The organism is Fluviicola chungangensis (assembly GCF_007558725.1).
Classification (GTDB): Bacteria; Bacteroidota; Bacteroidia; order Flavobacteriales_D; family Crocinitomicaceae; genus Fluviicola; species Fluviicola chungangensis.
This window is the reverse complement of record NZ_VLPL01000001.1, coordinates 324,671-351,089: the sequence shown is the minus strand read 5'-3', so window position 1 is coordinate 351,089 and position 26,419 is coordinate 324,671. Positions and strand designations below refer to the sequence as shown.

Genomic DNA, 26,419 nt, shown 5'->3' with positions numbered 1-26,419 from the left:
TTCCTTTTTGATCTCAATTTCAAATATCATTCCAAGATTGCAAGGTATTACTTTTCAACGAATTGAAGGATCTCATTACACAGTTCACCGACCGGTTTTGCATTGAGCCAAATAGTATCCGGGTGTTTCTTAAACCAGGTCAGTTGTCTTTTGGCATAATTGCGTGTATGCTGTTTTATTTTTGAAATACACATAGCCAAATCGATTTTTCCGTCCAGGTAATCAAACACTTCTTTGTATCCAACCGTTTGCAGAGCGGTCAGGTTTCGATATTTTGCCACGTTTTTCACTTCTTCGATCAACCCTGCTTCGATCATCCGGTCTACGCGTTGATTGATACGCTCATACAGAATTTCTCTCGGATGATTGATCACAAAACGGATGACTTCAAAAGGGCGTTTCGGGAGTTCGTTCTTTCTCCAGTCACTAAAAGGGATATGCGTAGAACGAATGACTTCCAAAGCTCTTAAGATCCGCATCGGGTTTTGTTTGTCGACCTGGTGATAGAATTCCGGATCTGTTTCTTTTAATTCCAGGAGCAGGGGTTCGATTCCTTTTTCTTCCAGTTCTTTTCTCAGTTCCTGCTGCACGTCAGTATTTGTTGGAATCGGGTCAAGACCGATGCATAAGGCGTCAATAAACATTCCGGAACCCCCGACTAAAACCACTTTCGGATGAAGTGCCAATTCTCCGCAGATCAATTCCATGGCTTCCGTCTCAAATTGGGCAGCACTTACGGGTGTTGAAATGGGATGAGAATCGATAAAATAATGCCGGATACCTTCCATTTCTTCCAAAGAAGGTTTGGCCGTTCCGATCGCCAATTCTTTATAGAACTGCCTGGAATCCGCAGAAATAACAACTGTATTCCATGCTTTGGCCAATGCCACGGCAAGTGAAGTCTTTCCACTCGCTGTCGGGCCTTCAATAACGATCAGCTGTTGCATGCGCAAAAGTACGATTTCTAAGTGAAATCAACGCTTAACAAGTGTTTTGTATGTTTCGTAACGAGCGGTAATTCCACGAACATAACGAATACAGATGTTGCCTCTGAAAGCACCGCTTTTAACAACTTCGTCTGTGTAATATGCGTGTTTTCCGAGATTCATAACCATGGCTTCCACGTTGTTTTCCCAAACATGCGGGTTCAATCCTTTCTTTTCAGCCAGTCGCTGCGCATCCAGGATATGCCCGGCACCGGCATTGTAACTTGCCAGAATGAATTTATTGCGTTCATTGTCGTCTTTAATTGCTGTCCACAATTTGGTAATCCGACTCAAGTACTTGTATCCTCCCTGAATTTGTACTTCCGGAGGTGAAGTGGGATAGACTCCGAATTTCGGTCCGGTTCCTGGCATAAACTGCATCAACCCGTATGCGCCACCAAATGCACGGGCATTCGGATTGAATTTACTTTCGTGGTAGATCAATGCAGCAACCAAACGCCAGTCGATGTTGTATTTCGCTCCTTCCACTTTTAAAATGGCATCAAACGGTGAAATACTTCCTCTTCTCGATTTGAAGTTGCTGGCTACTCCTAATGAACTGTTGATTTGTTCGAAATACTTGCGTTTAATATACGAGAAAGCTTCCTTGTTCATAAATTTGGAAAGCCAGATATTCAATCGTTTTTGAAGGATGGGTGATTTTTTATTCAACCCGAAGGCAATGTTCTGTTTGAAAGAAATCGGCATGCTTACGTCCAGATTATCGTAAAATCGTTCGTTGATTTCAGCTACATTGCGTTCTGCAACGGTATAATCGATGACCCCGTTTGAAACTTGTTCGATGAGTTCTTCTACACCTTCCTGTGCCTGAGTCGGGCGGATCATAATCGTATCGCCAATTTCATCCTGTAAATGAATCAGCCGGGTATAATAACTGGAATGTTCCCAAACTACTACTTTTTTATTCCCCAACTGGATCGGATCGGTAATAAAGGTGACTTTTTGGTCTTTTGTTTCCGGGGTGAGTTTTCGTTGGATCAATACCTGATTTGTTTGGAGGAAAGGGGTCGAGAAATTGATTTCGGATCTCCTTTCACGGGTAACAGTATAGTTGCACGCAATGATATCTCCTTCACCGCGATTCAGCATGGCGTTGATCTCATCGAGGTTGTTGACGATTTTCACTTCCAGTTTTACCCCCAATTCTTCTGCAAATTCTTTCAGGATTTCATATTCGAACCCCATTTTTTTGCCTTTGTAAATGAAGAAAGATGTGGAACTGTTTTCTGCCAGAATGACCAGGCTGCCACGTTTGTAGATTCCCGGAAGATCAAAATCATGTGTATCTAACGGCTTCTTTCTCGAATCTGTTTTTTCTTCGGAACAGGATGCCATAATCAGGCACCCGACTAGAAGGAGAAGACAAGAAATTCGCGATTTGGTCTGCGGCATAATAATCAAACTTACGAACAAATTACGAGAAAAAAGCGGAATCTCACTCCATTAAATATTCATTTGCATCGCGCATATATTCATGAAAGCAACTAGTAATTTCGTTCTCAAAGTGCTGAAACACGGTGTGCCCGTTCGTTAGCGCGTTTTCAAAAGAGAGCTTGCGGCTCACTCCCTGGCACATCCGGTATAGCCCTTCTTCTGTGGGATAATAACTGATCCAGTTCCGTTCGATCAATAAATTCACAAACTGCTTAAAATCGGCTGGGTAAGGTTCATTTGTCAGATCAATTTTGGAATAAAAATCTGCTAAAAAAACGGGTAGTCGGAGTGGATGGTACCGGTCCCAGTTTCTTGCCAGCAAGTGATCGAAGTAGATATCAATGGCAATCGGGGCTACTTTCGGTAACTGTCCGCGAATGGTATGGATCAGGTGAATGACCTCAAAATGGTGGTCGATGAAGTTGTCAATTTTGCGATGCAATAAAACACCTTTTTGAATGTGTTCGGGATATTCCAGGTATTTTTTTCCTTTGATAAAATCACCGAAAAGGTTTGCTACAGCCAGTTGTGGGTCGTTGTTGGAAAAGTAGATGTGCCCGAGATAGTTCATGGGGTTAAGATAAATAAATAATCCATTCTGAAATTGTCAATTGTTTAATAAAGTCTTTTATCCAAAAGCCCAATGTTCTTTTTTAATCTCATAAATGAAATTCAATTTTGGTGCTTCGCCGAAATAAGCTACGTCTTCTTCTGCGATCTTTTCTGCACCCAAACGGCCAATGGCTATTTGTGACCGCAGGTTGTTTGCCCCCACGTGAAAATGCACAGTGGGTACGAATTGAAAAATGTAATTCAGCATGAGTTTCTTGACCATCGAATTGATGCCTTTTCCCCAGGAATCTGTTCCATAAAATGTATAACCTATCAAGATGAAATTTTCCGCTTCATTGTAATCGTAGTAACGCGTGCATCCGATCGTCTTTCCGTTTGATTTGTCGATAATTTTGAAGGCACCTTTGCTTTCCATAGCTCCTTTAAAGAAGTTTTGAAAGATCTCCCGTTTCCAGCGGTCTTTGTTCGGATGCTGTTCCCAAACCTTCGAGTCGGAAGCTACAGCGTATAATTCCTCAAAATCGCTTTCCCGGAGTGGGTAGAGGATGATGTGATCGTTTTCTAAGATGGGTTGGATGGAGAAAGTCATAGAGTGATATTTGATTCCCTGAGTTATCGCTTTTCGGGCAAAACCTTTACCAAAAAAGCTCCGAAATTGAAATCGACCGGATGTACTCTGCCTCTGTTGAAGCTCATAGTACCTGAAGAAGAATAGGATATACCGTTATGAGAAACGCTCGCGGATAAATACAGTGGTTGTCTGCCTTCTTTTCCTATAATCCGCATTGTTGCTCCCCGGGATCCTCCAATACTGACAATAGTCTCTTCATCTACCTGGTTTTGGTAAGAAATATATTCCAGTGGTTTCAATTCAATCTTCCTATCGTTAATCGTGATCTTTTTGCTTGCTTTACGTTTATCAATATTTCCGAAGACATAAATCTTGTTTCTCGGATACTTGTCCCGGTTTGTTTTTAATTCTGCTTCATTTAACGAATAGATCGAAATTTCGATGTATGTAGTATCACCGTGATAAATGATGCTATCAACCGTAAATGAATTGGCGCCTTGTTTATTCGCGTTGTTCCAAAATGAATTGAACAAATCTGAAAGGGTGAAGCTGCCCATATTTACTGAATTGCCACTTAAACTTCCGATTTTGGTATTGCCGGAAAGATCAAATAAGTCAGAGATCAGATCGAATGTTTTGGTGGAACTCTGCGGAGAAGAAGTATTTTGCCCGAAACCGGATTTGATGACTAAGGTGAAAAGCAGTAAAGCAACGATTTTGTTCATTTCAATTGATTTTGTGGCACTTCAAAATTAGTTAATTTTTAAGGGGATTGTTTCGACTCCGTAATACTTTTTCAAATGCTTTCCGTGCCGAACCGCGAAAAAACACTTCTCCGCAATAAGTATAGCCCAATTTATCCAGGATTTTCAGCATCGGAAGATTGTCAAAATTAGTATCGACTTTAATGCTGTAAACTTTTGAATCCAGCGCTATATCTTCAATCAGCTTAAACAGTTGGGTGGCAATTCCTTTTCCGATCGCTTCATTGGATGTGGCGACCCGGTGTATTACCACATACTCATCATTCGTCAGCCATTTGCCCTCAATATCAGTATAAGCAGGCTCCACATCGAAAATAATGGCAGCGTAAGCAATGATTTTACCTTCGTCTACCAACACATACCCGTAATCGTTTGCGAGGTCGTTCCGAACGGTTTGTTCGTTGGGATAACCGTCCTGCCATTGCTCACTGCCATCTGCTTTTCTCCGTTCAATAGCTTGCTGCAGGATTTCCCAGATTGCGGGTATTTCGGATAGGGTTGCTTTTCTTAAGTTCATTCTTAAAAAATAGGATGGGTGTATTAAAGGTTTTCCACAGATGCACAGATTAAATAGCGAGGCTACCGCACTCGCTTAATAAAGTCAGCGCTTCCGTTAGGAGCACAGAAAATCTGTGCATCTGCGGGGAAAATTACTTTGGGTTATTTAATACAAAAAGCTATGATTCTTCCCGTAATACAGCATTTGCTCGATAAATCCTTGTTTGTTTTCCAGTTTGATATCCTTAATCTTTCCTTCATCGTTCATGATCGGAACAAACACCGGATAAACAAATCCGCTGTAAGGAGCAATATTCAATGGTTTTACTCGTCGCAATACTTCCGCATGTGCTTTTTTGTCGACTTTTACTCCATACGTTTCTACCAGGGCTTTTCCGGCTTGGTAATCTCCTTCCGATTTGATGCGCTGGATTTCTCTTAACAACTCACCGAAAAGCGTGCGCAGTTTGTTGTAATCCTTGATATCGTAATACGTTTTTCCGTTTCGGATGATTTTCTCGATCACTTTGTCTTTCTGACCTTTTTCGAATACCCAGGCGCTCACCAACTGGCGATTTTGCATGTGTTCTTCTTCCACATTTTGTCCCATTTCCAAACGCTGCAATTGTGTTAACAACCCATTCCGGATGTAGCCGTCGTATTCCGCTTTCCCTACTTCGAGGGTTTCGATCAACCCTAAATCAACCATTTTTTGGTCCATGATGAAATACAATCCAACCAAATCTGCACGTGCTTCTTCCAATGTAGATGCATAATTTTGTAATGTTTCGGAAGGTTGCCCGACTCCTTTGTTGATTTGTCCGCTGGCATGTCCGACTACTTCATGCAATGCCGTATGCATTTTACCTGCAATAGCCCCGTATTTGTTTGCGCGGTCGATTTCTTCCTGATCATTGGCAAACTCCTCTGCAAGAGCAGGTCCGCCGGCTTTGTTATACGCTTCGATGATATTTCCCAATGAAACGGATTTGGAGCCATGTATTTCACGAATCCAGTTGTTATTTGGAAGGTTGACACCAATCGGAGTAGAAGGAGCTGCATCACCGGATTCACTGGCCACTTCCACGACTTTATAGGAAACACCGACCACTTTCTTTTTCTTGTGTTCCGGCATTAATGGAGAATTGTCTTCAAACCACTGAGCGTTTTTTGCTACTGTTGCCATGCGCTTGGAAGCATCAAAGTCGTTGATCTGCACGATGGATTCATAGTTGGCACGCTTGCCAAGTGCATCACCGTAGGTTTCTATAAATCCGTTGATGTAATCGATATCGCCTTTTGTGGCAGTGGACCACAGCACATTGTATTCGTCCCATTTTTTCAGGCTGCCTGTTTTGTAATATTCGATCAATACTTTCAGGGCTTTTGCCTGCTGGTCATTTTCAGCTACTTTCACCGCTTTTCTCAACCAGAAAATAATCTGATCGATTGCTAATCCATATTTTCCTTTGCTTTTCCAAACATCTTCGTAAAGCTTGCCGTTTTTCAGGATTAACGTGGAGTTTAAACCCAATTCAATTGGTTTCGGATCGTTCAGATCCTGTTTTTGGGCATAATAATCTTCTACCATTTTCTGGGTAACTCCTTTGCCGTAGAAATTATTAGCAGAAGCCACGATCATATCGACATTCGGATCTTTCACTTTTCGTTTTTTCTCCAAATTCGGATCAAAAATGGCATCCAATGCTTCGGGGCTCAAGTTGTGTTCAACCGCTTTCATCAGTTTATTCAGGTATGCAGAGCTGAATTTCGGCTGGATCTTGTCCATGCTGTAATGGTGGTGAATTCCGTTTGAAAAGAATACCTGCTTACTCCATTCGTCAAATTTTTTCCACTCGGAAGTAGTTTTGTCACCGGTATATTTTTCATGGATCGCTTCCAGTAACCTGCGTATTTCCAGGTTGAAACGGTTATTCTGATCGTAATTGATATCTCTTCCGGCCAATCCAGCCTGGGAAAGGTAGTAGACCAACTCTTTTTGCTTTAAAGAAAGCTTGCTCCAGCTTGGAACTTCAAAGCGCAGGATTTGAACGTCCGCGAATCGTTCAACAGTTGTTTCCATAGGTCCTGTATTTTCTTCTGTGGATTCTTCCTTACTCCCGCAAGCCGCAGAAAGCGCCAGAAGGGAAGTGAAAGCGATCATATTCTGTATTTTCATATCATTCGGTTATCTGCTTGAAATTAATGAAATATTTTAAAACAGTCTCAATAAGCGATTCACCGCTCATCACATTGTTAAAATAACTAAATGATAAAATACAAACATTTGTTGTTCAAAATAAAACAAATGAAAACTGCATTACTACTACTTTCGTTGTTTCTATCTGTTGAAGGGTTTTCTCAATATCAGGTCGGACATCGAACGATTACTTTCAATGATCCTTCCCGAAGCGGAGGGTTTGGCTCCGGCGGAGGAGCCGGGAGACAAATACAAAGCGAAGTGTATTACCCGGCAGCAACTGCTGGAAATGATGTGGCGATATCCAGCGGACAATTTCCGTATATTGTCTTCGGACATGGATTTGTGATGGCTTGGGATTCGTACCAGAACTTTATTGATCATTATGTTCCGTTGGGGTATGTACTGGTTTTCCCAAGAACCGAAGGCAGTCTTTCACCGGTTCACCAGGATTTCTCCCTGGATTTATCCCTTGTGGGGACCAAAATGGCGGCCTTCAGTATGGATGCTTCTTCGTTCTTTTTCCAGGCTTGGAATGGAAGGAAAGCGGTCATGGGTCATTCCATGGGTGGAGGTTCTTCTTTCCTGGCAGCAGCTCAAAACACGGCGAATTTTGACGTGTTGGTTGGTTTGGCACCAGCTGAAACGAATCCTTCTGCAATTGATGTCAGTTCGAATATTTCTATCCCGACACTGATTTTCTCAGGAACGGAAGATGCGGTAACAGCCCCTGCAACGAATCACAAACCGATGTACGACAGTATTGTAAATACCTGTAAACACTTCATCTCAATCATTGGCGGCGGACATTGTTATTTCGCTAATTCCAGTACGACTTGCGATTTCGGTGAATCTACTTCGGGTGGAAATATTACCATAACACGCGCTGTTCAGCATGACATTACATTTGATGCATTGGATCCATACCTGAAGTTTTATCTGATGAAGGATTGTCCAAGCTGGCCTGTTTTTACAACACAACGTGATACAGATACGCGGATTCAATCTTTGTCTGTTTGCACGTATTCATTACCTGTAAATCCGTTGATTACACAAAACGGATCTGTTCTAAGTATTCCTTCTACTTCTTTAACGATTTCCTGGTTTTTGAACGGAACGGAATTGATAGGAGAAAGCAGTCAAACCATTAATACACAGCAATATGGTAATGGGACGTCTGAAGTTCACGTTTCAGATCTCTCGGGTTGTTATGGAAGTGCAAGTCAAGAAGTTGTGACAAATGGTACAAATGGATTGGATGAACCGGTTGAATGGATGTTTTCAGTTTATCCGAATCCAACGAAAGGAGTTGTTACAATTCAAACCAATACTTCGGATAGCAAGCCGTTTGAATTAACGGATATTGAAGGGAGAAAGATTCTGCAGTTTGAAGTTCAGTTGAAGTCAGAGGTTTCGCTGGAGGAATTGGAAAGTGGAACGTATTTTTTGCGATCAACGCATTCAAGTCAACTTCGCCGGCTCATTAGAAAGTAGGATAGCGGATCTGCTTCGGCGGATCCGTTTTTAAATAAACTTCCTTGCGGATGATCTAATCGTGGGAGAAGTAACATTCACCCGCAGTAATTGCAACCGGAATGCGGTTTTCTGCCGGAACGATGGGGCAGGAGTAGCGGTCCGAATAAGCGCAAAACGGATGATAAGATGTATTGAAATCCAGTTTTACCTTTTTGGCTTCTTTGCTGAAATAACAGTCCAGATATTTTCCTGCACCATAGGTTGAGCTTCCCGTTGTAGCATCTTTGAATGGAACGAAATAATAATTTTTATATTTCTTTTTTCCCGCTAAATCCAGATTCTGATAAACATTCAGGGTACACAATGTGTCGTTTATTTTGAAGGAAAGCGTTCCCATTTTCCGGTAATAAACTGTTCGTTCCTTCGTCATAGGCATTACGAAAGCGGGACCAACTTCTTTTACAAAGTCGGCTTCTATAATGAAAGATGTATCGACGGGAAAGAAACATATCTCGGGATGCTTTTCCAGTTCTTCTTGGTTCAGTATTTGTAGCAGGAATCGGTTCTCAAACTTTTTACGTTCTCGCGTAAGGCTGTCGGAATAAGTATCCTGACAAAACGAGGCTCCAATAGCGCAAAAGGTGCTTAAAATGAGCAGTATTTTTTTCATCGGCTTCCAAATAATGAACTTCCAACACGGATCATAGTGCTTCCCTCTTCGATAGCCAGCTTGTAATCGCCACTCATTCCCATGGAAAGTACTTTGAAGTCCGGGTTGTATTTAAAATAATTGCTTTTCAGGATTGCGAAATAATTGTGCAGGTTCCGGAATTCATCGCGGATTTGTTCTTCATTTTCCACAAAACTGGCCATTCCCATCAATCCGACAATCGAAATATGATGCATTTCCACAAACTCACGGCTTTGAAGAATTTCCTCTGCTTCTTCAAATGACAGTCCGAATTTGGTTTCTTCCTGCGCAATGTGGAATTGAAGCAGGCACGGGATTACCCGGTTGTTCTTTTCTCCTTGTTTGTTGATTTCCTGTAACAGTTTAAAACTGTCGACCGAATGGATCAGGGAAACGAACGGAGCGATGTATTTCACTTTGTTGCTTTGTAAATGCCCGATCAAATGCCATGCGATATCTTTTGGAAGCACTTCCCATTTATCCACCAGTTCCTGTACCTTATTTTCTCCAAACACCCGTTGTCCTGCATCGTACGCTTCCTGTATGAGGGCAGCCGGTTTTGTTTTTGAAACAGCCACCAGTACGACATCTTGAGGAATTTCCTTTTTCAATAAATGAATTCTATCTGCTAAAGACATATTTATTCGTTGATATTGTAGATTGTTAATCCGCTGCGCATTTTAGGTTCAACCCAGGTCGATTTCGGAGGCATGATTCCTCCCTGATCGGCCACTTCCTTCACTTCATCAATGGATGCCGGGTACAAAAGAAATCCAACTTTAAAATCTTCTTTTTTAACCAGGTCCACGACTTTTTTCAATTCCCTTGTTCCGGGAACGAAATCAATTTCCTTGCTCGTTTTGAGGTCTTCAATACCCAAGATCGGATTCAGGATGTAATCCGTGAGAATTTGGGCATCCAATTGCTTTACCACATCTTTCACTGCTGTAATACTTTCCTTCGCCTTGAACGAATAAGCTTCTTTTCCAAGTAAACAAATGATCTCGTGTCGTTCGAGCGGTCTGCGTGCTTTCTTCAGTTCTTCAATATTGAAATGCGCTTCGCAGGCTTTCAGGAAGTCTTTGTTCGAAAGCCCGTTCAGTGTTTTGACCAACCGCTGAAATTCCAGGATTTCCAATTTTTGTTCATCAATCAGGTAAGCCAGGAAGAAATCATGGTTCGGAAAAGATGCCTGTTTGTTTTTGATAATGGTGTCCTTTAAGCGGGCAGAGGAGGCCGAACGGTGATGTCCATCAGCAATATACAGCTCATTTAGCGAGTCGTAAATCGCAATTAATTTCGGATCCTTTTGGGCATTGATAACCCATAATTCATGTTTGATCTTATCGGTTGTCGAAAATTCGTATTCCGGTCTTACCTTTGTTACTTTATCCAGGTATTTATCCAATTCCGGCAGGTGTTTGTGTGCCAGCAAAACCGGTTCTGCATTAAATCCTGTAATGTTCAGGTAATTGGTAAACATGGATTCACGGGAAGTGATTGTAGCTTCGTGTTTTTTGATCAGATCATTTTTGTATTCTTCCACACTGACTCCGGCAATTACTCCCGTAAACTGGTGATTTCCTTTGGTTTGTCTGTAAATGTAAAACGACGCTTCGGGATCCTGGATCAATATTCCCTGATCAATAAATGAATCGTACCGCTCCTTCACTGCTTCAAAACGCTCCACAGAATTTGCTTTTGACTGGTGTTCTTTGTCGCCTTCCGGGTGAATAATGTGCAAGAAGGTATACGGGTTTTCATCCAGTTTTGCGCGCAGAATATGCTTGCGGTAAGCAGCCAAAGGTCTTGTGGAAACCAATTGAGCTTTGTCCCTGGTTGGACGAATTGCCTTAAATGGATGAATGACAGACATTTAATTTAAATCACTTAAGCAGGAACCTGAACTCCAAATTGTTTAACAATCAGATCAGCTAATTCCAAACCGATACGATCTTGCGCTTCATTTGTTGCTGCTCCGATATGTGGTGTAGTCCCGATTTTTTCATTATTCAATAAGTCTGCTCTCGGATTCGGTTCATTTTCAAACACGTCCAATCCTGCATAAGCCACTTTTCCTTCCGCAACTGCTTCGAGTAAATCCGATTCATTAACAACTCCGCCCCGTGCAGCGTTCACCAATACCACTCCTTTTTTCATCAAGTCGAATTCGGTCTTTTTGATTACAGCGGAACCATCTGCCTGTTTTGGAACATGAAGAGAAATGAAATCGGCTTCCTTTAGAGCCCCGGTTAAATTGTTGGTTGATTTTACCGGAACTTTAACTGTTCCAAGCCCCTGGATTTCCAACGGGATTTCGGTATTGATCTCATGATTGTTTACCGCAATTACCTTCATCCCACAACCCAATGCATAACTTGCCAGGGATTGCCCGATACGTCCGAAGCCAACAATAGCAAGTGTTTTGCCTCTTAACTCAATTCCTTTTCCGTATTTCTTTTTCAACGCAGAAAAATCACCTGTTTCCATCTGCTTGAACGAATCATGTAAGAAACGTGCTCCGGCAAATAAATGTCCCATCACCAGTTCTGCAACCGATTGGGAAGAGGAGGCCGGAGTATTGATCACCGTCAATCCTTTTTCACGCGCATAAGCAACATCAATATTGTCCATTCCGACACCACCCCGTCCAAGTAATTTTAGTCCCGGACAAGCGTCAATTACGTTTTTCCTAATGGTTGTTGCGCTTCTGACTAAAATGATCTCAATGTTGTTTGCATTTACGTAAGAAATCAGATCATCCTGATTTACTTTATCCGTAATAACCGTATAACCTGCTTTTTCCAAGACAACTTTTCCTTCGTTTGAGATTCCGTCGTTTGCTAATATTTTCATAATTTTTATTTCGTTTTGACCTAAAACTCTACGAGTCGGTTTTACTTTAAATTATCCATGTTTTTTAGAGAACTCTTTCATCACATCGACCAATACCTGAACACTTTCCAATTCCAAAGCGTTATACATGGAAGCACGGTATCCGCCCACACTTCGGTGCCCATTCAGTCCAACAATTCCTGCCGCTTTCCAGGTTGCGTCAAATTCATCTTTCAATGCATCGTTGGTTAACAGGAAATTGACATTCATTTCAGAACGGTCTTCTACAGCTGCTGTTCCTTTGAATAAGGGATTGGAATCAATTTCAGAATAGATCAGTTTTGCTTTTGCCTGGTTTTTCGAAGCCATTTTTTCAACTCCGCCGTTTGCCATCAAATCCTGCAGGTTCAACATCGCTACGTATACGGAAAATACCGGAGGTGTATTGTACATGGAATCCTTATCGGCATGTTGTTTCAAATCCAAATAACTCGGCATGAATGGCGAAGTGGATTTTCCAAGCACATCTTTCTTTACAATATATAAAGTAGCTCCTGCGGGCCCTAAGTTCTTCTGAGCACCTGCATAGATCAGGTCAAAATCGGAAACATTGATCTCTTTGGAAAAAATATCTGAAGACATATCGCAAACCAAAGGTAAATCTGTTTTCGGGAATTCTTTGAACTGTGTCCCGAAGATGGTATTGTTGGAAGTGAAATGAATGTAATCCACATCGGTAGGAACACTCAGGTTTTTAGGAATATAACTGAAATTTTTGTCTTCCGAGGAAGCAAATACATTGACCTCAATTCCAGCTTTCTTTGCCTCTTTGATCGCACCGGATGCCCATGTTCCTGTATTGATGTACCCGGCTTTCTTGGTTGAACGCATCATGTTTAAAGCTGTAATCGTAAATCCGAGTGTAGCTCCTCCCTGAAGATAAAGCACCTCGTAATCGTCTGAAATGTTCAAAGCTTTTTTTACTAATTCACGCGCTTCATGCATGACAGCTTCATAGTCTTTGCTTCTATGTGAAACTTCAAGGATAGATAACCCGTTGAAATCCAATACAGCATCTGCGGCTTTTTTAAATACGTCTTGCGGAAGAATACATGGTCCTGCGCCAAAGTTGTGTTTTTTCATTTGTCCGTTTTTGTATCATTATTTTGTCAACTCTTCATTGTCAGCTTGTGAGCTGATTTATCGAAGCTGTGCTTTCTCTTATTTGGAAGTACACAAATTTCGAGATTTTTGAACGAAAAGAGAAGTGTTTTCAATTAAAATATTCACAAAAAAAGCCCCGCCAATCGGCAGAGCTTTACATTATGTTGAAGGATTATTCATTCGATTATTCTTCAGTTTTTTTCGCTGGTTTAGCAGCTGGTTTTTTCGCTGCAGTTTTTTTCTCTGCTGCCGGTTTAGCTGCGGCCTCTTTTTTAACCGCCGGTTTTTTAGCAGCTACTTTCTTTTCCGCGCTTACTTCTTTCTTCGCAGCAGGTTTTACAGTTGCAGTTGCTTTTTTTCTTTTACGGGTATTACCATAGGATCCGTTGGTACGTTTTCCTTTTGCCGTCTTGATATCACCTTTTCCCATAATAGTTTTTCTGTTTTTTTAGTTCGAAAAGTCATACAAATATAACGTTCTCTTTGAGTTAGGAAGTAAAAAAAGTTCAAAATGTTCAAAAGAAAGTAGCTCTTGGAATTTCAACCATTTGAACTTTGCAACCTTTTTTCCAACTCTTTTCTGACCACATCGCCGTTTCGCATGTAACGCTGACACCATTTCAGTTTGATATCGGTTTGGTCTTCTTTACTCAGTTCCCAGTCAATACCCGATTCAATTAAGCGCTGTCTTAAAGCTTGCAGAGTGAGAGCTACAGAAACAGAAACATTGAAGCTTTCCGTAAATCCCACCATGGGAATGGCAACTTTATAATCTGCAATTTCCCGGATTTCATCCGAAATCCCTTCCCATTCGGTTCCAAAAGAAAGTGCAACAGGCTGATCCAAAGGCAAGTCGAAAATGGAAAGCTCGGCATCCGGTGTCAGAGCAGCGATCTTATATCCTTGTGATTTTAATTTCGAAACAGCATCCAGTAACGGAGCGGGGCCCTCGTTGTAATTGAATAAATCGACCCATCTTCCTGCACCACGTGCGATATCCCGCTGTACTTTGTACTGATTTTTGCTTTCAACCACGTGCAATTCCTGGATACCGAAACAATCACAACTTCTTAATACAGCACTGGCATTGTGTTCCTGGAAAATTTCTTCCAGCAGAACGGTTAAATAGCGCGTGCGTTTAGAAGCTATTTCTTCGAACAATTGTCCTTTGACTTCCGGGATCAGTTCGTAAAATGCCTGAAGCAATTCGTTTTTCATGGGGCAAAGCTAGTGATTATTGGAGAAATGAATGGAATTTAGGAATATACCTAAATAGCAATATCGGAATATCGGTATATACCGATGAACTGTTTGATTCATACCCGGATTTTTTCACGCTATGACAAAATACCAGGCTTCATTAATTGGCGTTTACACGTTGCTTTTCTGAATCGGAGGCGCCTGATTGACGTGCATTCAATGCTTTCCCCTTGCTGAATCGATATGAAAAGCTAATAGTCAAAACCCGCGTATCCAGTTTGCTTAACCAATTCGCTTTTGAATTGGCAATGTTCCGGATATCGCCACCAGGCTGAGTAGTGTGAAAAACATCTGAAAGATTTAACTTAACGGAACCTTGTTCTTTGAGAATTTTGTAAGCAAAACCAACCCGGATCGAACCGACCGGGATGGTCAGGAACTGGCCGGATAGAATCCGGGTCTGATATGATCCTGCAAGATCTGCAGAGAATTTCGGTGTAATGGTAAAACGGAAAGCAGGACCAATATACCAATACCAGCGACTCTCGACCAGGGGCTGATTGTAAATTGTTGTATTGTATCCAATATTCTTGCATTCGGAATAGTATTGAACATTCCACCATGCCGTCAGGTTGAATTCACCGCTGGCGCTGATCCCGTAAGCTGTTTGGTTTCCATAATTTCCGGGTCTGCTGTAATAAATGTTGTTAACCTGTTCATTGGTCTCATTGATCAGGTTGTGCACCAAACTGTAGTCAACGGTCACTGAAACGATGTTTTTATACGAATAAGTGATGTCGAAATTATAAGAGAATGTCGGTTTTAGGTAAGGATTTCCTGCGTAATAGGTATATGCATCCATCGGGTAGGTAAAGGGATTCATATCCTGGTAATTCGGATAATCGATCCTTCGGCCGAAGGATAGGTTGAATTGGTGTTTTTTTAAACTGTCGGGAGTGTAAGAAAAATAAGCAGTCGGGAACAAACTGTTGTACATGCGCGTAAAGCTGGAGTCACTCACCATCGGATTTCCCAATTGATGTCCCTGCATTTGGATACTTTCGAATCGTAAACCCAATTGCATTCCGAATTTTCCCCATTCCTGAGCGTAATTGGCATAAGCTGCATGGTTCTTTTCTTTGTATAGGAACCGGTTTGAAAAGGTATAGTTGGGTGTTTTTGTATTGTTGACAACATCGTAAAAGTCGGCGGTATTGTCTGTGCTCACCCAGGCTGTTTTTATTCCGAACTCCAGTCTGTTATTTTTTTTTAACGGATTTATATAATCGATTTTGGCAGTTTTGATATCCATATCAACTGGAAGTGACGATGAAAGATTCAACGCACTGATCTGCGTTCCGTCTGTCGACTTGACTTTGTTATCCAGTGTTTGTTCGTGGTCGGACGCATACCGGATATAATCTGCATTGACAGACAGTTCTTTTCCCAAGCTATCGATCTTGAGAGTGTAATTCATATTTGCACTTCCATTGTACCACAAATTGCTGGATGTGCTGTAAGCCGAAACCAAAGCTGAAACCGAATTGTCGGCAGCCAAAATACGTGCTGTATTGTCATGTGTAGTGTAAGATGGATTGTAGAAACCTGAAAAAACTACTCCAAAGGTTGATTTTTGACTCATATACCAATCCATTCCAATTTTAGCTGATCTTCCCCCATGTTCTCTTTTGATGTAAGAATTTTGTAAAAATGAGGAAGTCGGTTGATTGTCGGGTGTGAAGTAATAGCGGTTAATATCCAGGTCCTGATACGAGTTGTTTTGGCTCCAGCCAAGTGTTGAAAACAGATTGATCTTATTTACCCGGTAATTGAAGTTGAACGAATTGTTGGAACGCAAATACCTTCCTTGACCATAACTGAGTGTAATTCCTCCGTTAAAACCTTTTTCTTTCAGCTTTTTTAAAACAATATTGATAATTCCGGCATTTCCGGAAGCATCGTAACGGGCAGGAGGATTGGTCATAATCTCGATAGAAGCTACTGAGTTGGAGGGAAGGGAGCGCAGATAACCGGCAAGATCTTCCTGTGACATGTAAGTGGGTTTGTTATCAATAAAAACCTGAACTCCTGATTTTCCTTTCAAAGAAATATTCCCGTTAAAATCGACTGTTATTCCAGGGGCTTTCTCCAGTAATTCAAGAACGGTGGTTCCCGTACTTCCGACTAAAGCATCCGGGTTTACGATCACGCGGTCAATTTTCCGCTCAATAAATGGTTTCTTAACGGTAATAACTACATCGTCCAGATTGGTAACCGGGGAATGTAGCGAAATTTCAGGCAGTTCAATGCGCGAAGAGGAGGAATCGATCTCGAAACCGGGACTCACGAATTTTTGATAGTCAATCTGGTCAATGATAATCAGGAATGTTCCTGTTTTTGAAAGTTCAATCTCAAAATTTCCCAAGGAATCACTAATTGCAGCTTTCACCAGGGTGGAATCTTTGAAATTACACAGCCTTACAATAGGAGGGGACATGGGATCTGCTCCTGCTATTTTTCCTGAAACAGTTACCTGTTGTGCGAAAATGTTCTGGAACAACTGCAGAATGAAAAAAGAAAAAAACAGAATTGCGCGGTTAAATCGTGTATCGGTCATTGGGTTTTGAATAGAACTGTACACAAAGATGTTCTATTTCCGGAAAAGTCGCGTGTAAAAAACTGCTAATTTGTGTAAAGGTCTTTATATCCGTGTTGAACGGTGCACGGATTCATGGCTTTAAGTCACCAAAAAGGTTTTTAGGTATTGGGGTAAAAAAAAATCCCTCCGTCGGTTGACGAAAGGATTTTTTCTCTAAAGAATATCGTTCTTAGTTAACCGCTCCGGATAACTCAGCACCAGCTTTGAAACGTACTACGTTCTTAGCTGCGATTTTGATTTCTTTTCCTGTTTGTGGGTTACGACCAGTTCTAGCCTCACGCTTAGAAACTGAGAAAGAACCGAATCCTACTAAAGAAATACGGTCTCCTTTTTTCAATGCTCCAGCTGTAGCACCTACAAATGCATCCAATGCTTTTTTAGCATCAGCTTTAGATAATCCTGCTTCAGAAGCAATCGCATCAATTAATTCTGCTTTGTTCATAGTTTGGTTTTTTTTGAATGATTTCTAATAATTAACACAACAAAAATATAGGAATATGCTTCTCTACCAAGGCCAAACACTAAAAAGCGCCGATTTTGTTGATAAATAAACGCATTTGTTGATAAACACCCCTGTTTTTAGGGGTTTTGCGACTAATTTGTCCATTTGTTCGATGAAAATTAGTTCGAAATAATCACCCAGTCAGAGGAGTTGTTGCCCACCAGCCACTCTTTTGCAGTCATTTTTTTCTTGCCTTCTACCTGAAATTCGATGATTTCAAGTTGCTTTTTATGTGTATCGACAAATAATTGAGTTTTGTTTGAAGATAACTGAATGGTTCCCGCCCCTTTATTATCCGCGACCAGGGTTTTGAAAACTTTGACATTCTTTAATTCGCCTTTGGAGTTTTTCCAGGTTGTCCATGCGGCAGGGTATGGATTCAATCCGCGAACCAGGTTGTGAATTGATTCCGGCTCAGCATGCCAGTCAATTTGCGTATTCTCCTTAAATAGTTTCGGGGCAGACCGCATGACAATTCCTAATTCCGATTGAGGAATCGGTTTCACTTCATTGTTTGCGATGCGATTCAATGTATCCACCACCAATTTTCCACCCACTTCCATCATCCGGTCGTGCAGTTCTCCTGCACTTTCGTTTTCGGAAATAGCCATTTCTATCTGACCGATGACATTCCCCGTATCAATCGCTTCATCAATAAAGAAGGTACTGACACCTGTTTTTGTATCTCCGTTTATAATGGACCAGTTGATCGGAGCAGCTCCGCGGTAATCAGGCAGAAGGGATGCGTGCAGATTGAAGGTTCCGTGTTTTGGCATTTTCCACACTTCTACAGGAAGCATCCGGAAGGCAACAACAACAAAAACATCTGCTTTCCATGCTTCAAGTTCAGCTAAAAATTCAGGATCTTTCAATTTTACAGGTTGAAGCACCGGAATCTGGTTCTCACGCGCAAATTGTTTAACCGGACTTTCATGCATCACCTGGCCTCTTCCCGCGGGTTTATCAGCAACGGTTACTATCCCGACCAGGTTCATCCCCGCAGATTTTATTGCTTCCAGTATTCCAACTGAAAAATGAGGAGTCCCCATAAAAACGATGCGTAAATTATTCATATACTATTTTATCCGTTATTCGATTAATCCATTTTAAATAAGCAAAGGAGCTCAATCCCATCGTAATGAAATAAACGTATTCCACCAACCAAACCCATTGAATGGGCCAATTCCATACTTTGATGAAAAGATAAGCAGAAATGATATACAGGCTTGTTGCCAGACATTCTACGGCAAAGGTGAATCGTGTTTTTCCAAGTCCGCTGATAGTTTGCAAATAAACACTTCCCAAGCCATAGATTAAAATTGAGCCGCTGACGACCCGAAGAATTTGCGCACTTTTGACAACGTGTTCCGGGTGATCTGAAACTAAACGGATCAATGCTTCCGGATAAAATATAGACCCATGAAAAGTTAGTAGCAAAAAGCAAACAGTTAGAAGCTGAATTCTTTTTTGAATAACCGGGATTTGCTCAAACTGTTTTGCTCCGAAATATTGAGCTATGTATGTTTTTGTTGCAGCAGCGAATCCCCAGATTGGAATAAAGGCCAGGAAATAAACGTAACGGATATTTAAGGACACGGTCAAATTATCGCCACCCATTTGTTCGATCCAAATAAAAAAGATCGTCCATATGGAAAGCGCAACGATTCCCTGGAATAATAGAGGGATTCCGATTTTGAGGTTTTCGTTCATCTGCCGTTTGGTGATGAAATTCTCTTTCCAAACCGGGTAGTGCTTTTTTAGTTTTCCACCGATCAAAGTAGTGAGCAAAAAGAGCATCGCCAAAAATTCGGCACCGGTTGAAGCAATGGCGGCACCCTCCAATCCCAAACGCGGGAAAGGTCCGATCCCAAATACCAGGACATAATCCAGTATAATATTGGACACCGCGGCGATCACGGAAGTAATCAGTACAAGTGTTGTTTTTCCAACGGCCAAATAAGACGCCTGAATACTGATGGTAATGGTAGCAGCCCAAAACGAATAACTTCGAATCTCCAAAAAGGATTGTTCGGCTCTTGCCAATTCATTATTGGTGACCAGGTATGCCATTAAGGAAGGCATGCAAAGCTGGACCAGTAAGGTCAATGTAATCGCTGATATTACAAGAATCAGGAAGTTCGACTGGAAAACAGCGGCAAATCCTTTTGCATTTTTTTCACCGACTTTTTGAGCCATGGCAATTTGAGCACCATCTCCAAGGCCGATAAAAACCATATACATGGTAATGTACCACAATCCGGCACTTCCCGATGCATCGTAAGCCAGTTTACTGAATCGGCTCAAAAAAGCTGCGTCAGTAATAGAAATAACGGATTGAATGAATCCGCTGAGCATCATCGGGAGAGCAACTGTCAGAATACTCTTGTATCGGATATCCAGCATTAAATAATCTGTAAAAGCAACCCTTTTAAATATTCTCCTTCCGGATGAAAAGCATTAATCGGATGATCTGCCGGTTGGTGTAATTGTTCTAAAATCTTAACGGTTCTCCCGGATTCGATTGCTGCAGCAATAATGGTATTGGTAAACAATTGTTTATCAACCACCTGCGAACAACTGTAAGTCATTAATAAACCTCCCGGACGAATATGCTGAATCGCCATTGCATTCAATCGTTTATATCCCTGAACAGCCTGGTGTCTTTTATCGCGGTGTTTGGCAAACGCCGGCGGGTCCAAGATGATGATATCGTATTCTTCTCCTGTTTCACGGATAAAATTCATGGCATCCGCAACAATGGACCGGTGATTTTTAAATCCGTTCAATTCAATATTCGCATCCGTTAATTCGATTGCTTTTTTCGAACTGTCCAGCGAATGGACTTCTTTGGCTCCCTGTTTCAAGGCTGCCAAACTGAATCCGCCGGAATAACAGAATGTATTCAGGATTTTAGCGCCTTCCGCATATTTTGCCAACAACGCCCGGTTTTCACGCTGATCAATAAAGAACCCGGTTTTTTGTCCCGTAATCCAATCCAATTGATATTTAACCCCGTTTTCCAACGCGATATGCGGAGTTTCACAGGTTCCATATAAGTAACCATCTTCCACCGGGATTCTTCCTGGAAGCGTCTCTTTTGATTTGTTGTAGATCGCTTTCAGATCGCTTCCCAAAGCATGAATCAACGCATTCTTTATCAGGTCGATCTGGAGATACATTCCCAAACTGTGACATTGAATTACAGCTACTCCGCCGTAATAGTCGATTACGAGTCCCGGTAATTCATCACCTTCTCCGTGAACCAATCTGCAAATCGAATTATCTTCTCTGAACAAGTGCAGTTTTTTGCGCAAATCAACCGCATTGGAAATGCGGTTATTGAAAAACTGCTGATCAATCAATTCCTGATTGAAAGTCAGGATTCTTACAGCGATTGATCCATGCTGGAAATGCCCTTTTGCAATTTCATTGTTACGTGAATCCAGAACGATTACAACTTCTCCGTCTTCGATTGTTTTCGGCATTTCTTTTAGCGCGCCGGAAAAAATCCACGGATGTCTTCTTTCCATGGATTGCGTTTTGTGAGGAAGTAATTGAACACTGGAGTACATATCACGAAAATTTGTGCAAAGATAGTTAAATTGAAAAGGGAGAGATACGAATACAAAAATGAAAATGTTTGGTTTGAAAAGAAAAAACCATGCTGAAAATTTGTTCTAGGGTTTACAACCCTAGAAGGGTGGTTAATTTTTTTTTGCTTATATTATACAAGAGAACAAACACCTCCGAACAACATGTTGGTAATTCGGAATTCAATTTCAATTATCTTTGTAATCTATCTCATAAAAAGAAACATGTCTTATTCAATTCAAGTATTTCTAAAAAACAATTCCTTTTCGGAAGAATATGCTCAGGAAAAGCATGAAGGAAAAGATTCTCCTGAAAATATCCGATACGAATGGGAAGATGAGTTTCGCCTGACCGATGATTCGGATGTATTGGAAATTGTCCGTGATCATCCGTTTATTCTGACAGGAGAAATAGGAGATGGAAAGGCTTTTCATTATGAGATCCGGGATGTGATCCAGTTTATCTTTCACGGAGAGAATGGGGCGACACCAATCGTGTTTTCTGAAAAATGTTTGGATGAATACATCATTGACCACGATCATCAAAAACTGAAAGTCTATTTGAACGATGACGAAGTGGTCGAAAACCCGATTCCCGGAGTTTATATCGTGTTAAGTGCTTTTCCAAAGGAATTACGGAATTAATGCTTTCCATTCGGCAGATTCATTTTTCATACAACGAACAGAAGAACGTTTTACGGGGAGTTTCCATCGATTTAAACCCCGGAGAAGTGTTCGGGATCGTTGGTGCCAGCGGGGGCGGTAAATCAACGCTTTTAAAGATTGTTGCCGGACTTTTGGGCCCTTCAAAAGGAAGTGTTTACTGGAATGAGGAACGGGTATTGGGACCCGGCGAACGATTGATTCCAGGACATTCGGAAATACAATTGGTAAACCAGGATTTTAACCTGGACCTGTTTCATACGGTAAGGGAAAACATCCGTGTAAAAATCCTGCACTTACATGAAAAAGACCGGGAACGTTTTTGTGACGAGTTGCTGGATTTGGTTGAATTAAACGAGGTTGCAGCGCAACAGGCGCGTTACTTGTCTGGTGGTGAACAGCAGCGTTTATCGATTGCACGTGCTCTGGCCCTGGAATCTGAAGTACTGCTGATGGATGAACCGTTCTCTCATTTGGATGCCCATTTGAGAATGAAAATCGGAGCATATATTAAACAATTGGTTGAAGTACGGAATACCTTGTGTATTTTAGTTTCTCACGAAGGAGATGAAGTGATGCAATGGTGTCGCAAAATCGCCTTTTTAAGCAAAGGAAAATTTAGTCGTATCGACACCCCGGAAGCTTTTTATTTCAATCCTTCCAATTTTGATGAAGGTGCCTATTTCGGAGAATTAAATGAATTGAAAGAGGGAAGAAGTAAAAATTTATTTCGACCTTGTGAATATAAAATTGTTAAAAAGGATGGCCTTGAAGTACAGTTTACAGATGCTGTTTTTTTTGGTGCTTACTGGAAATCCTTTTTTAAAACGCCGGACAAACAGACAATTGTACTGTATTCAAATAAACCGCTCAAAAAAGTAAAACGGATTGAACTCAAAAGTAAAAATACCAAAGCTTAGCTGGAAAGAAGTTGGCAAACTTTTCAAACGGACTTTTTTTGAATTCTTCCAGGAAAATTCCTTTTTCCATGGTGCCGCATTGGCATATTATGCTGTTTTTGCAATCATTCCAATTATTTACCTGGCCGTGATCAGTTTTGGGAAGATCATGGGGCAGGAGGAAATCCTGCGTTTAATTAAAGTATTGCTTGAAGAACAGGTTGGGATCAAAGACAGTTCGGGTATTTTGGCCTTTTTATCGGAAGTGCATTTTGAAAAAAGCAGCGTGGTGCTGAATATTATTGGGATAGTTGCCTTGATGTTTTCCAGTTCCGCCCTGATTTCTTCGCTTCGGATGAGTATCAATGAATTTTACGATATCCAGGTGAAAATCGATGATCGGAAAACCAAAATCTATCATACGGTATTGACTAAATTAATCTCCGTTTTTATGCTGGCGGTATTTGGTGTGTCAATTGTTTTATTGTATACCGCTGAAACAATTTTTATGTCTGTTAGTGGACAACTATACGATTCCTTTCATTTGCAGCAACAATGGATTATGGGAGGGGTAGAGCACCTGGTTTCCATAGGGATCAACACGATTCTGTTTGCACTGGTCTATAAATTTCTTCATGATGGGAAAGTTTTATGGAAACTGGCTTTTTCCGGAGGTTTGTTAACTGCTTGTTTATTGCATATCGGGCAAATCGGTTTAAAGTTTTACCTCACAAATTTTTTCTTTGGAAGCCAAATGGGAATCGCTGGAACCTTACTGATTTTTCTTGCCTGGATGTACTATACTTCCCAGATTATTTTTCTGGGAGCGAAATTCATTAAGGTATACTCTGAATTGATCGGGCGACCGATTGTTTTTGAAGTACATGTCCTGCTTCAGAATATGCAGCAGCGAAGAAAAAAATAGCCCGTTAGAAATAAATTTTACAACTTTATTTGATTGGATTAAAAAATAATCATATTTTTGATTAAAATTTGATCATCATGAAGTTAGGGAACAATCTAAAACTCATCCGTAAAAGCAAGAAGAAATCCCAGGAAGAAGTTGCTTCCGATTTGGGGTTGACGCGAAGCAGTTATTCCGGCTATGAAAACGAAATTGCAGAACCAGGTATTGATACACTGATTGCATTGAGTCAATATTACGCGGTTCCGATTGATGATTTGCTAACCAAAGATTTTTCAACCTTTACAGAAAGTGACTGGACAATGATCAGTTCAGGACTGTATGCCGATATCAATGGAAAAAACTTACGTGTTTTAACTTCCCTGGTCGATTCGGAAGACAATGAAATGATCGAACTGATCCCTCAACAGGCGAGGGCAGGTTATACAACCGGTTACGCAGACCCGGATTACCTGAAGGTCCTACCGACATTCAGTTTGCCTTTTCTGTCCAAAAACAGGAAATACCGTTCATTCCCGATCATGGGAGATTCCATGCCTCCGGTAGATGAAGGCTCATTTGTTGTTGCTGAGTACATTCAGAATTGGGGAAGTGTGCGAAACGGGACACCATGTATCGTTGTGACAAAAGATGATGGAATTGTATTCAAAATCGTAAACAACTTTATAGAAACCCAGCAATCGTTTGAATTGTGTTCTACCAATCCCTTGTATTTGCCTTACTACGTAAACGTAAATGACATTGTGGAAATGTGGAAGTTTGTCAATTACATATCTCCCAGTTTACCTGAAATGCGCATTGATGATTCCCTGCTGACTAAAAGCATCCAGGATTTACAACGGGAAATTATTGATTTGAAACGAACGGTTACCGGGGAAGCGAAAAACGCTGCTCATTAAAGACAATCCGTTCCTCGTTAATCAATTCGCGCAGAGTAGTTTTGATTTTTGCTGAAAAAGAAGTATCGAATCGAGCAATGATCTCGGCTAAACTCATGGCTTTTCCTTCAAGCAGGGCAATGATTTCCAATTCAATTCGGGGATGTTTCTCCATCAGGTTTTGTTCCAGGCAGTAATCACATTTACCGCATGGATCGCTTTTTTGTCCAAAATAGGAGATGATAAACTGAGGCCTGCAATGTTTTTCTTCAATGAATCGTTTCATGACGTTCATTCGTTCCAGGGCACGTTCTTTTCTGAAATGATAAACTTCGGGCTTTAATTCCACGTAATCATCCGGGAAGCGTTCGTGCAGAAAAGTAACCATGGGTAAATCTGTCCGCCAGGTAATATCAATGATTCCATGCTCTTCCAGGTATTTTAGCTGGCACTCCAGTTCTATTGCCGAGATTTTTAATCGCTGGCACACTTCATTTTCATCCAGCTCACAAAAAGAATCAAACACATCGCTGTGATTTCTGCAGATCCAGGTAATCAAAGGGTCTAAAACCGGGTTCTTCAGTTGAAAACCGTATAAGTGCGTATTGTCAATGCTTACTTTTATCCGCGAACCTTTTAATCCCTGCTCTGAAAAAAGAATGGTTCCGTTCATTTCAAGGAGTTTGAAAGCGGGATAGACCTCGAGTATGTTCAGGTTGAATTTTTTTACAAAGTCGTTGAACTGCAGAACATACGATTCATGTTCACCGGCACCGATAGCGACCTTTAAATAGTTGCACAAAGCCCTGTAAATCAACTTGATTTTATCTGTGCTAGGAAACTGAGCTAATACGCGTTCGGCAATTTCATGAACATCTGCAGGTTCAACAAAAGCAAAGGTTCTGGATTCATTTCCATCCCGGCCAGCTCTTCCTGCTTCCTGGAAATAAGATTCCGGATTATTCGGAATTTCATAATGGGCTACAAAACGTACATTCGGTTTGTCGATTCCCATCCCGAATGCATTGGTGGCAACCATGACCGGTGTTTTTTCCGAAAGCCAATCGGCCAAGGCGAGGCTGCGTTCTTTTGCATTCATTCCGCCATGGTACATGTTTGCCTTGATTTTTTGGGTCTGGAGATAGATCATTACATCCTTTACTCTTTTTCTCGTTTGGCAGTAAATGATTCCTACATCTCCCGGATTTTTGCGGATCCATTTGGTAATTGCATCCAGCTTGTTTGAAACGTGATAAACTTCATAACTCACATTCGTCCGTTCAAAAGAAGCTTCAAACACTTCGGGATTCTTTAATTTCAAATGGGTGGCAATATCTTCCTTTACCTTCGGAGTTGCTGTAGCGGTTACCGCGATGATAGGAACTTCCGGATGAAGCTCCCTCAATTTGGCAACTTCCATATACGCCGGTCTGAAATCGTGTCCCCATTCTGAGATGCAATGCGCTTCATCAACTACAAACAGGCCGATTTCCATTTGCTTGACCCGCTCCTGGAACAACCGTGTCTGAATGCGTTCGGGGGAAATGTATAAAAAGTCCAGTCCGCCGAATTTGGCATTATCCAAAAGAATGTCGATTTCCCGGAAGGAAAGTCCGCTGGTTAATGCTTTTGCCCGAAGGCCTCTTTTCCGTAATTGGTTTACCTGGTCTTCCATTAAAGCGATCAGGGGAGAGACAACAATTGTGATTCCCTCCCGGGCAATTCCCGGAACCTGAAAACAGATGGACTTACCACCACCTGTCGGTAAAAGCGCAATGACATCTTTTCCGTAAATAGCGGCATCAATGATTTCTTCCTGTAAAGGTCGAAACTGAGAATAACCCCAATGATTGGAAAGAATTTCTTCGCTCTTTTTTGACATATGAATGC

The 26,419-nt window shown here is 41.3% G+C and carries 24 protein-coding genes and 1 pseudogene; 5 read left to right on the top strand and 20 right to left on the bottom strand.

Annotation, left to right across the window (positions count from 1 at the left end; translation table 11 throughout):
• Positions 1-47 precede the first annotated feature (47 nt).
• From miaA to FO442_RS01655, 7 genes are all read right to left on the bottom strand, one after another.
• Positions 48-947, bottom strand: a complete 900-nt coding sequence (gene miaA, locus FO442_RS01685) for a tRNA (adenosine(37)-N6)-dimethylallyltransferase MiaA (RefSeq protein WP_144331400.1) — start codon at positions 945-947, stop codon at positions 48-50.
• Between the two features lie 27 nt (positions 948-974).
• Positions 975-2,399 (bottom strand): MltF family protein, encoded by a 1,425-nt coding sequence (locus FO442_RS01680; RefSeq protein ID WP_144331399.1) that lies wholly within the window; start codon positions 2,397-2,399, stop codon positions 975-977.
• Between the two features lie 43 nt (positions 2,400-2,442).
• A complete protein-coding gene (locus tag FO442_RS01675) occupies positions 2,443-3,012 on the bottom strand; it encodes an acyl carrier protein phosphodiesterase (RefSeq protein ID WP_144331398.1) in 570 nt (189 codons plus the stop codon).
• A 57-nt stretch (positions 3,013-3,069) separates the two neighbouring features.
• Entirely contained in the window at positions 3,070-3,603 is a 534-nt protein-coding gene (locus FO442_RS01670) for a GNAT family N-acetyltransferase (RefSeq protein ID WP_144331397.1), read from the bottom strand.
• A 23-nt stretch (positions 3,604-3,626) separates the two neighbouring features.
• Entirely contained in the window at positions 3,627-4,310 is a 684-nt protein-coding gene (locus FO442_RS01665) for a hypothetical protein (RefSeq protein WP_144331396.1), read from the bottom strand.
• Between the two features lie 31 nt (positions 4,311-4,341).
• On the bottom strand, positions 4,342-4,866 hold the full coding sequence (locus tag FO442_RS01660; RefSeq protein WP_144331395.1) for a GNAT family N-acetyltransferase: 525 nt from the start codon (positions 4,864-4,866) through the stop codon (positions 4,342-4,344).
• A gap of 147 nt (positions 4,867-5,013) precedes the next feature.
• Positions 5,014-7,026 carry a dipeptidyl-peptidase 3 family protein gene (locus tag FO442_RS01655; RefSeq protein WP_144331394.1) on the bottom strand — a complete coding sequence of 671 codons (2,013 nt, stop codon included), beginning with the start codon at positions 7,024-7,026 and terminating at the stop codon, positions 5,014-5,016.
• Between the two features lie 129 nt (positions 7,027-7,155).
• Between FO442_RS01655 and FO442_RS01650 the strand changes: the two genes are divergently transcribed.
• A complete protein-coding gene (locus FO442_RS01650; protein WP_186279826.1) occupies positions 7,156-8,541 on the top strand; it encodes a poly(ethylene terephthalate) hydrolase family protein in 1,386 nt (461 codons plus the stop codon).
• 55 nt (positions 8,542-8,596) lie between these two features.
• Here FO442_RS01650 and FO442_RS01645 read toward each other — a convergent pair whose 3' ends face one another.
• The 12 genes and pseudogenes from FO442_RS01645 to FO442_RS01590 form a co-directional block, all read right to left on the bottom strand.
• Positions 8,597-9,193: a DUF1684 domain-containing protein gene (locus FO442_RS01645; protein ID WP_144331392.1), complete on the bottom strand. Its 597-nt coding sequence runs from the start codon at positions 9,191-9,193 to the stop codon at positions 8,597-8,599.
• On the bottom strand, positions 9,190-9,852 hold the full coding sequence (locus tag FO442_RS01640) for a YggS family pyridoxal phosphate-dependent enzyme (RefSeq protein WP_144331391.1): 663 nt from the start codon (positions 9,850-9,852) through the stop codon (positions 9,190-9,192). Before FO442_RS01640 ends, FO442_RS01645 begins: the two co-directional genes overlap by 4 nt.
• 2 nt (positions 9,853-9,854) lie before the next feature.
• Positions 9,855-11,090: a DUF1015 domain-containing protein gene (locus FO442_RS01635; protein ID WP_144331390.1), complete on the bottom strand. Its 1,236-nt coding sequence runs from the start codon at positions 11,088-11,090 to the stop codon at positions 9,855-9,857.
• A gap of 14 nt (positions 11,091-11,104) precedes the next feature.
• Positions 11,105-12,070 carry a D-2-hydroxyacid dehydrogenase gene (locus FO442_RS01630; RefSeq protein ID WP_144331389.1) on the bottom strand — a complete coding sequence of 322 codons (966 nt, stop codon included), beginning with the start codon at positions 12,068-12,070 and terminating at the stop codon, positions 11,105-11,107.
• 51 nt (positions 12,071-12,121) lie between these two features.
• Positions 12,122-13,192: a 3-phosphoserine/phosphohydroxythreonine transaminase gene (gene serC, locus FO442_RS01625; RefSeq protein WP_144331388.1), complete on the bottom strand. Its 1,071-nt coding sequence runs from the start codon at positions 13,190-13,192 to the stop codon at positions 12,122-12,124.
• Between the two features lie 205 nt (positions 13,193-13,397).
• On the bottom strand, positions 13,398-13,643 hold the full coding sequence (locus tag FO442_RS01620; protein ID WP_144331387.1) for a 30S ribosomal protein THX: 246 nt from the start codon (positions 13,641-13,643) through the stop codon (positions 13,398-13,400).
• Positions 13,644-13,753: 110 nt separating this feature from the next.
• Complete coding sequence (locus FO442_RS01615; protein ID WP_144331386.1) at positions 13,754-14,431, bottom strand: TrmH family RNA methyltransferase; 678 nt, start codon at positions 14,429-14,431, stop codon at positions 13,754-13,756.
• A gap of 142 nt (positions 14,432-14,573) precedes the next feature.
• The gene (locus tag FO442_RS01610; RefSeq protein WP_144331385.1) at positions 14,574-17,030 is read right to left on the bottom strand and encodes an outer membrane beta-barrel family protein; all 2,457 of its coding nucleotides are present in this window, start codon (positions 17,028-17,030) and stop codon (positions 14,574-14,576) included.
• Positions 17,031-17,241: 211 nt separating this feature from the next.
• Positions 17,242-17,517: pseudogene (locus tag FO442_RS01605) on the bottom strand (HU family DNA-binding protein); the annotation flags it as partial.
• A gap of 176 nt (positions 17,518-17,693) precedes the next feature.
• Positions 17,694-18,647 (bottom strand): methionyl-tRNA formyltransferase, encoded by a 954-nt coding sequence (fmt, locus tag FO442_RS01600; protein ID WP_144331383.1) that lies wholly within the window; start codon positions 18,645-18,647, stop codon positions 17,694-17,696.
• Complete coding sequence (locus FO442_RS01595; RefSeq protein WP_144331382.1) at positions 18,640-19,977, bottom strand: MATE family efflux transporter; 1,338 nt, start codon at positions 19,975-19,977, stop codon at positions 18,640-18,642. Before FO442_RS01595 ends, fmt begins: the two co-directional genes overlap by 8 nt.
• Positions 19,977-21,146: a class I SAM-dependent rRNA methyltransferase gene (locus FO442_RS01590; protein ID WP_144331381.1), complete on the bottom strand. Its 1,170-nt coding sequence runs from the start codon at positions 21,144-21,146 to the stop codon at positions 19,977-19,979. The genes FO442_RS01595 and FO442_RS01590 overlap by 1 nt, the downstream gene beginning before the upstream one ends.
• A gap of 243 nt (positions 21,147-21,389) precedes the next feature.
• On the opposite strand from FO442_RS01590, the gene FO442_RS01585 reads away from it, so the two are divergent.
• The 4 genes from FO442_RS01585 (at position 21,390) to FO442_RS01570 (ending at position 24,550) form a co-directional block, all read left to right on the top strand.
• Entirely contained in the window at positions 21,390-21,809 is a 420-nt protein-coding gene (locus tag FO442_RS01585; RefSeq protein WP_144331380.1) for a hypothetical protein, read from the top strand.
• Entirely contained in the window at positions 21,809-22,747 is a 939-nt protein-coding gene (locus tag FO442_RS01580) for an ABC transporter ATP-binding protein (protein WP_144331379.1), read from the top strand. The genes FO442_RS01585 and FO442_RS01580 overlap by 1 nt, the downstream gene beginning before the upstream one ends.
• Positions 22,716-23,651 (top strand): YihY/virulence factor BrkB family protein, encoded by a 936-nt coding sequence (locus tag FO442_RS01575; RefSeq protein WP_144331378.1) that lies wholly within the window; start codon positions 22,716-22,718, stop codon positions 23,649-23,651. Before FO442_RS01580 ends, FO442_RS01575 begins: the two co-directional genes overlap by 32 nt.
• A 77-nt stretch (positions 23,652-23,728) precedes the next feature.
• Positions 23,729-24,550, top strand: coding sequence for an XRE family transcriptional regulator (locus tag FO442_RS01570; protein ID WP_144331377.1), 822 nt, complete (start codon positions 23,729-23,731; stop codon positions 24,548-24,550).
• Here FO442_RS01570 and FO442_RS01565 read toward each other — a convergent pair.
• Positions 24,519-26,411: a RecQ family ATP-dependent DNA helicase gene (locus tag FO442_RS01565; protein ID WP_144331376.1), complete on the bottom strand. Its 1,893-nt coding sequence runs from the start codon at positions 26,409-26,411 to the stop codon at positions 24,519-24,521. The two genes, FO442_RS01570 and FO442_RS01565, sit on opposite strands and share 32 nt — an antisense overlap.
• Positions 26,412-26,419 lie beyond the last annotated feature (8 nt).

Coding starts and splice junctions, on each gene's coding strand:
- FO442_RS01615 (WP_144331386.1), bottom strand. CDS start 14,431: ATGAAAAACGAATTGCTTCAGGCATTTTACGAACTGATCCCGGAAGTC.
- FO442_RS01665 (WP_144331396.1), bottom strand. CDS start 4,310: ATGAACAAAATCGTTGCTTTACTGCTTTTCACCTTAGTCATCAAATCC.
- FO442_RS01610 (WP_144331385.1), bottom strand. CDS start 17,030: ATGACCGATACACGATTTAACCGCGCAATTCTGTTTTTTTCTTTTTTC.
- FO442_RS01630 (WP_144331389.1), bottom strand. CDS start 12,070: ATGAAAATATTAGCAAACGACGGAATCTCAAACGAAGGAAAAGTTGTC.
- FO442_RS01570 (WP_144331377.1), top strand. CDS start 23,729: ATGAAGTTAGGGAACAATCTAAAACTCATCCGTAAAAGCAAGAAGAAA.
- FO442_RS01620 (WP_144331387.1), bottom strand. CDS start 13,643: ATGGGAAAAGGTGATATCAAGACGGCAAAAGGAAAACGTACCAACGGA.
- FO442_RS01645 (WP_144331392.1), bottom strand. CDS start 9,193: ATGAAAAAAATACTGCTCATTTTAAGCACCTTTTGCGCTATTGGAGCC.
- FO442_RS01635 (WP_144331390.1), bottom strand. CDS start 11,090: ATGTCTGTCATTCATCCATTTAAGGCAATTCGTCCAACCAGGGACAAA.
- FO442_RS01565 (WP_144331376.1), bottom strand. CDS start 26,411: ATGTCAAAAAAGAGCGAAGAAATTCTTTCCAATCATTGGGGTTATTCT.
- FO442_RS01660 (WP_144331395.1), bottom strand. CDS start 4,866: ATGAACTTAAGAAAAGCAACCCTATCCGAAATACCCGCAATCTGGGAA.
- FO442_RS01590 (WP_144331381.1), bottom strand. CDS start 21,146: ATGTACTCCAGTGTTCAATTACTTCCTCACAAAACGCAATCCATGGAA.
- serC (WP_144331388.1), bottom strand. CDS start 13,192: ATGAAAAAACACAACTTTGGCGCAGGACCATGTATTCTTCCGCAAGAC.
- fmt (WP_144331383.1), bottom strand. CDS start 18,647: ATGAATAATTTACGCATCGTTTTTATGGGGACTCCTCATTTTTCAGTT.
- miaA (WP_144331400.1), bottom strand. CDS start 947: ATGCAACAGCTGATCGTTATTGAAGGCCCGACAGCGAGTGGAAAGACT.
- FO442_RS01670 (WP_144331397.1), bottom strand. CDS start 3,603: ATGACTTTCTCCATCCAACCCATCTTAGAAAACGATCACATCATCCTC.
- FO442_RS01595 (WP_144331382.1), bottom strand. CDS start 19,977: ATGCTGGATATCCGATACAAGAGTATTCTGACAGTTGCTCTCCCGATG.
- FO442_RS01655 (WP_144331394.1), bottom strand. CDS start 7,026: ATGAAAATACAGAATATGATCGCTTTCACTTCCCTTCTGGCGCTTTCT.
- FO442_RS01680 (WP_144331399.1), bottom strand. CDS start 2,399: ATGCCGCAGACCAAATCGCGAATTTCTTGTCTTCTCCTTCTAGTCGGG.
- FO442_RS01585 (WP_144331380.1), top strand. CDS start 21,390: ATGTCTTATTCAATTCAAGTATTTCTAAAAAACAATTCCTTTTCGGAA.
- FO442_RS01640 (WP_144331391.1), bottom strand. CDS start 9,852: ATGTCTTTAGCAGATAGAATTCATTTATTGAAAAAGGAAATTCCTCAA.
- FO442_RS01675 (WP_144331398.1), bottom strand. CDS start 3,012: ATGAACTATCTCGGGCACATCTACTTTTCCAACAACGACCCACAACTG.
- FO442_RS01650 (WP_186279826.1), top strand. CDS start 7,156: ATGAAAACTGCATTACTACTACTTTCGTTGTTTCTATCTGTTGAAGGG.
- FO442_RS01580 (WP_144331379.1), top strand. CDS start 21,809: ATGCTTTCCATTCGGCAGATTCATTTTTCATACAACGAACAGAAGAAC.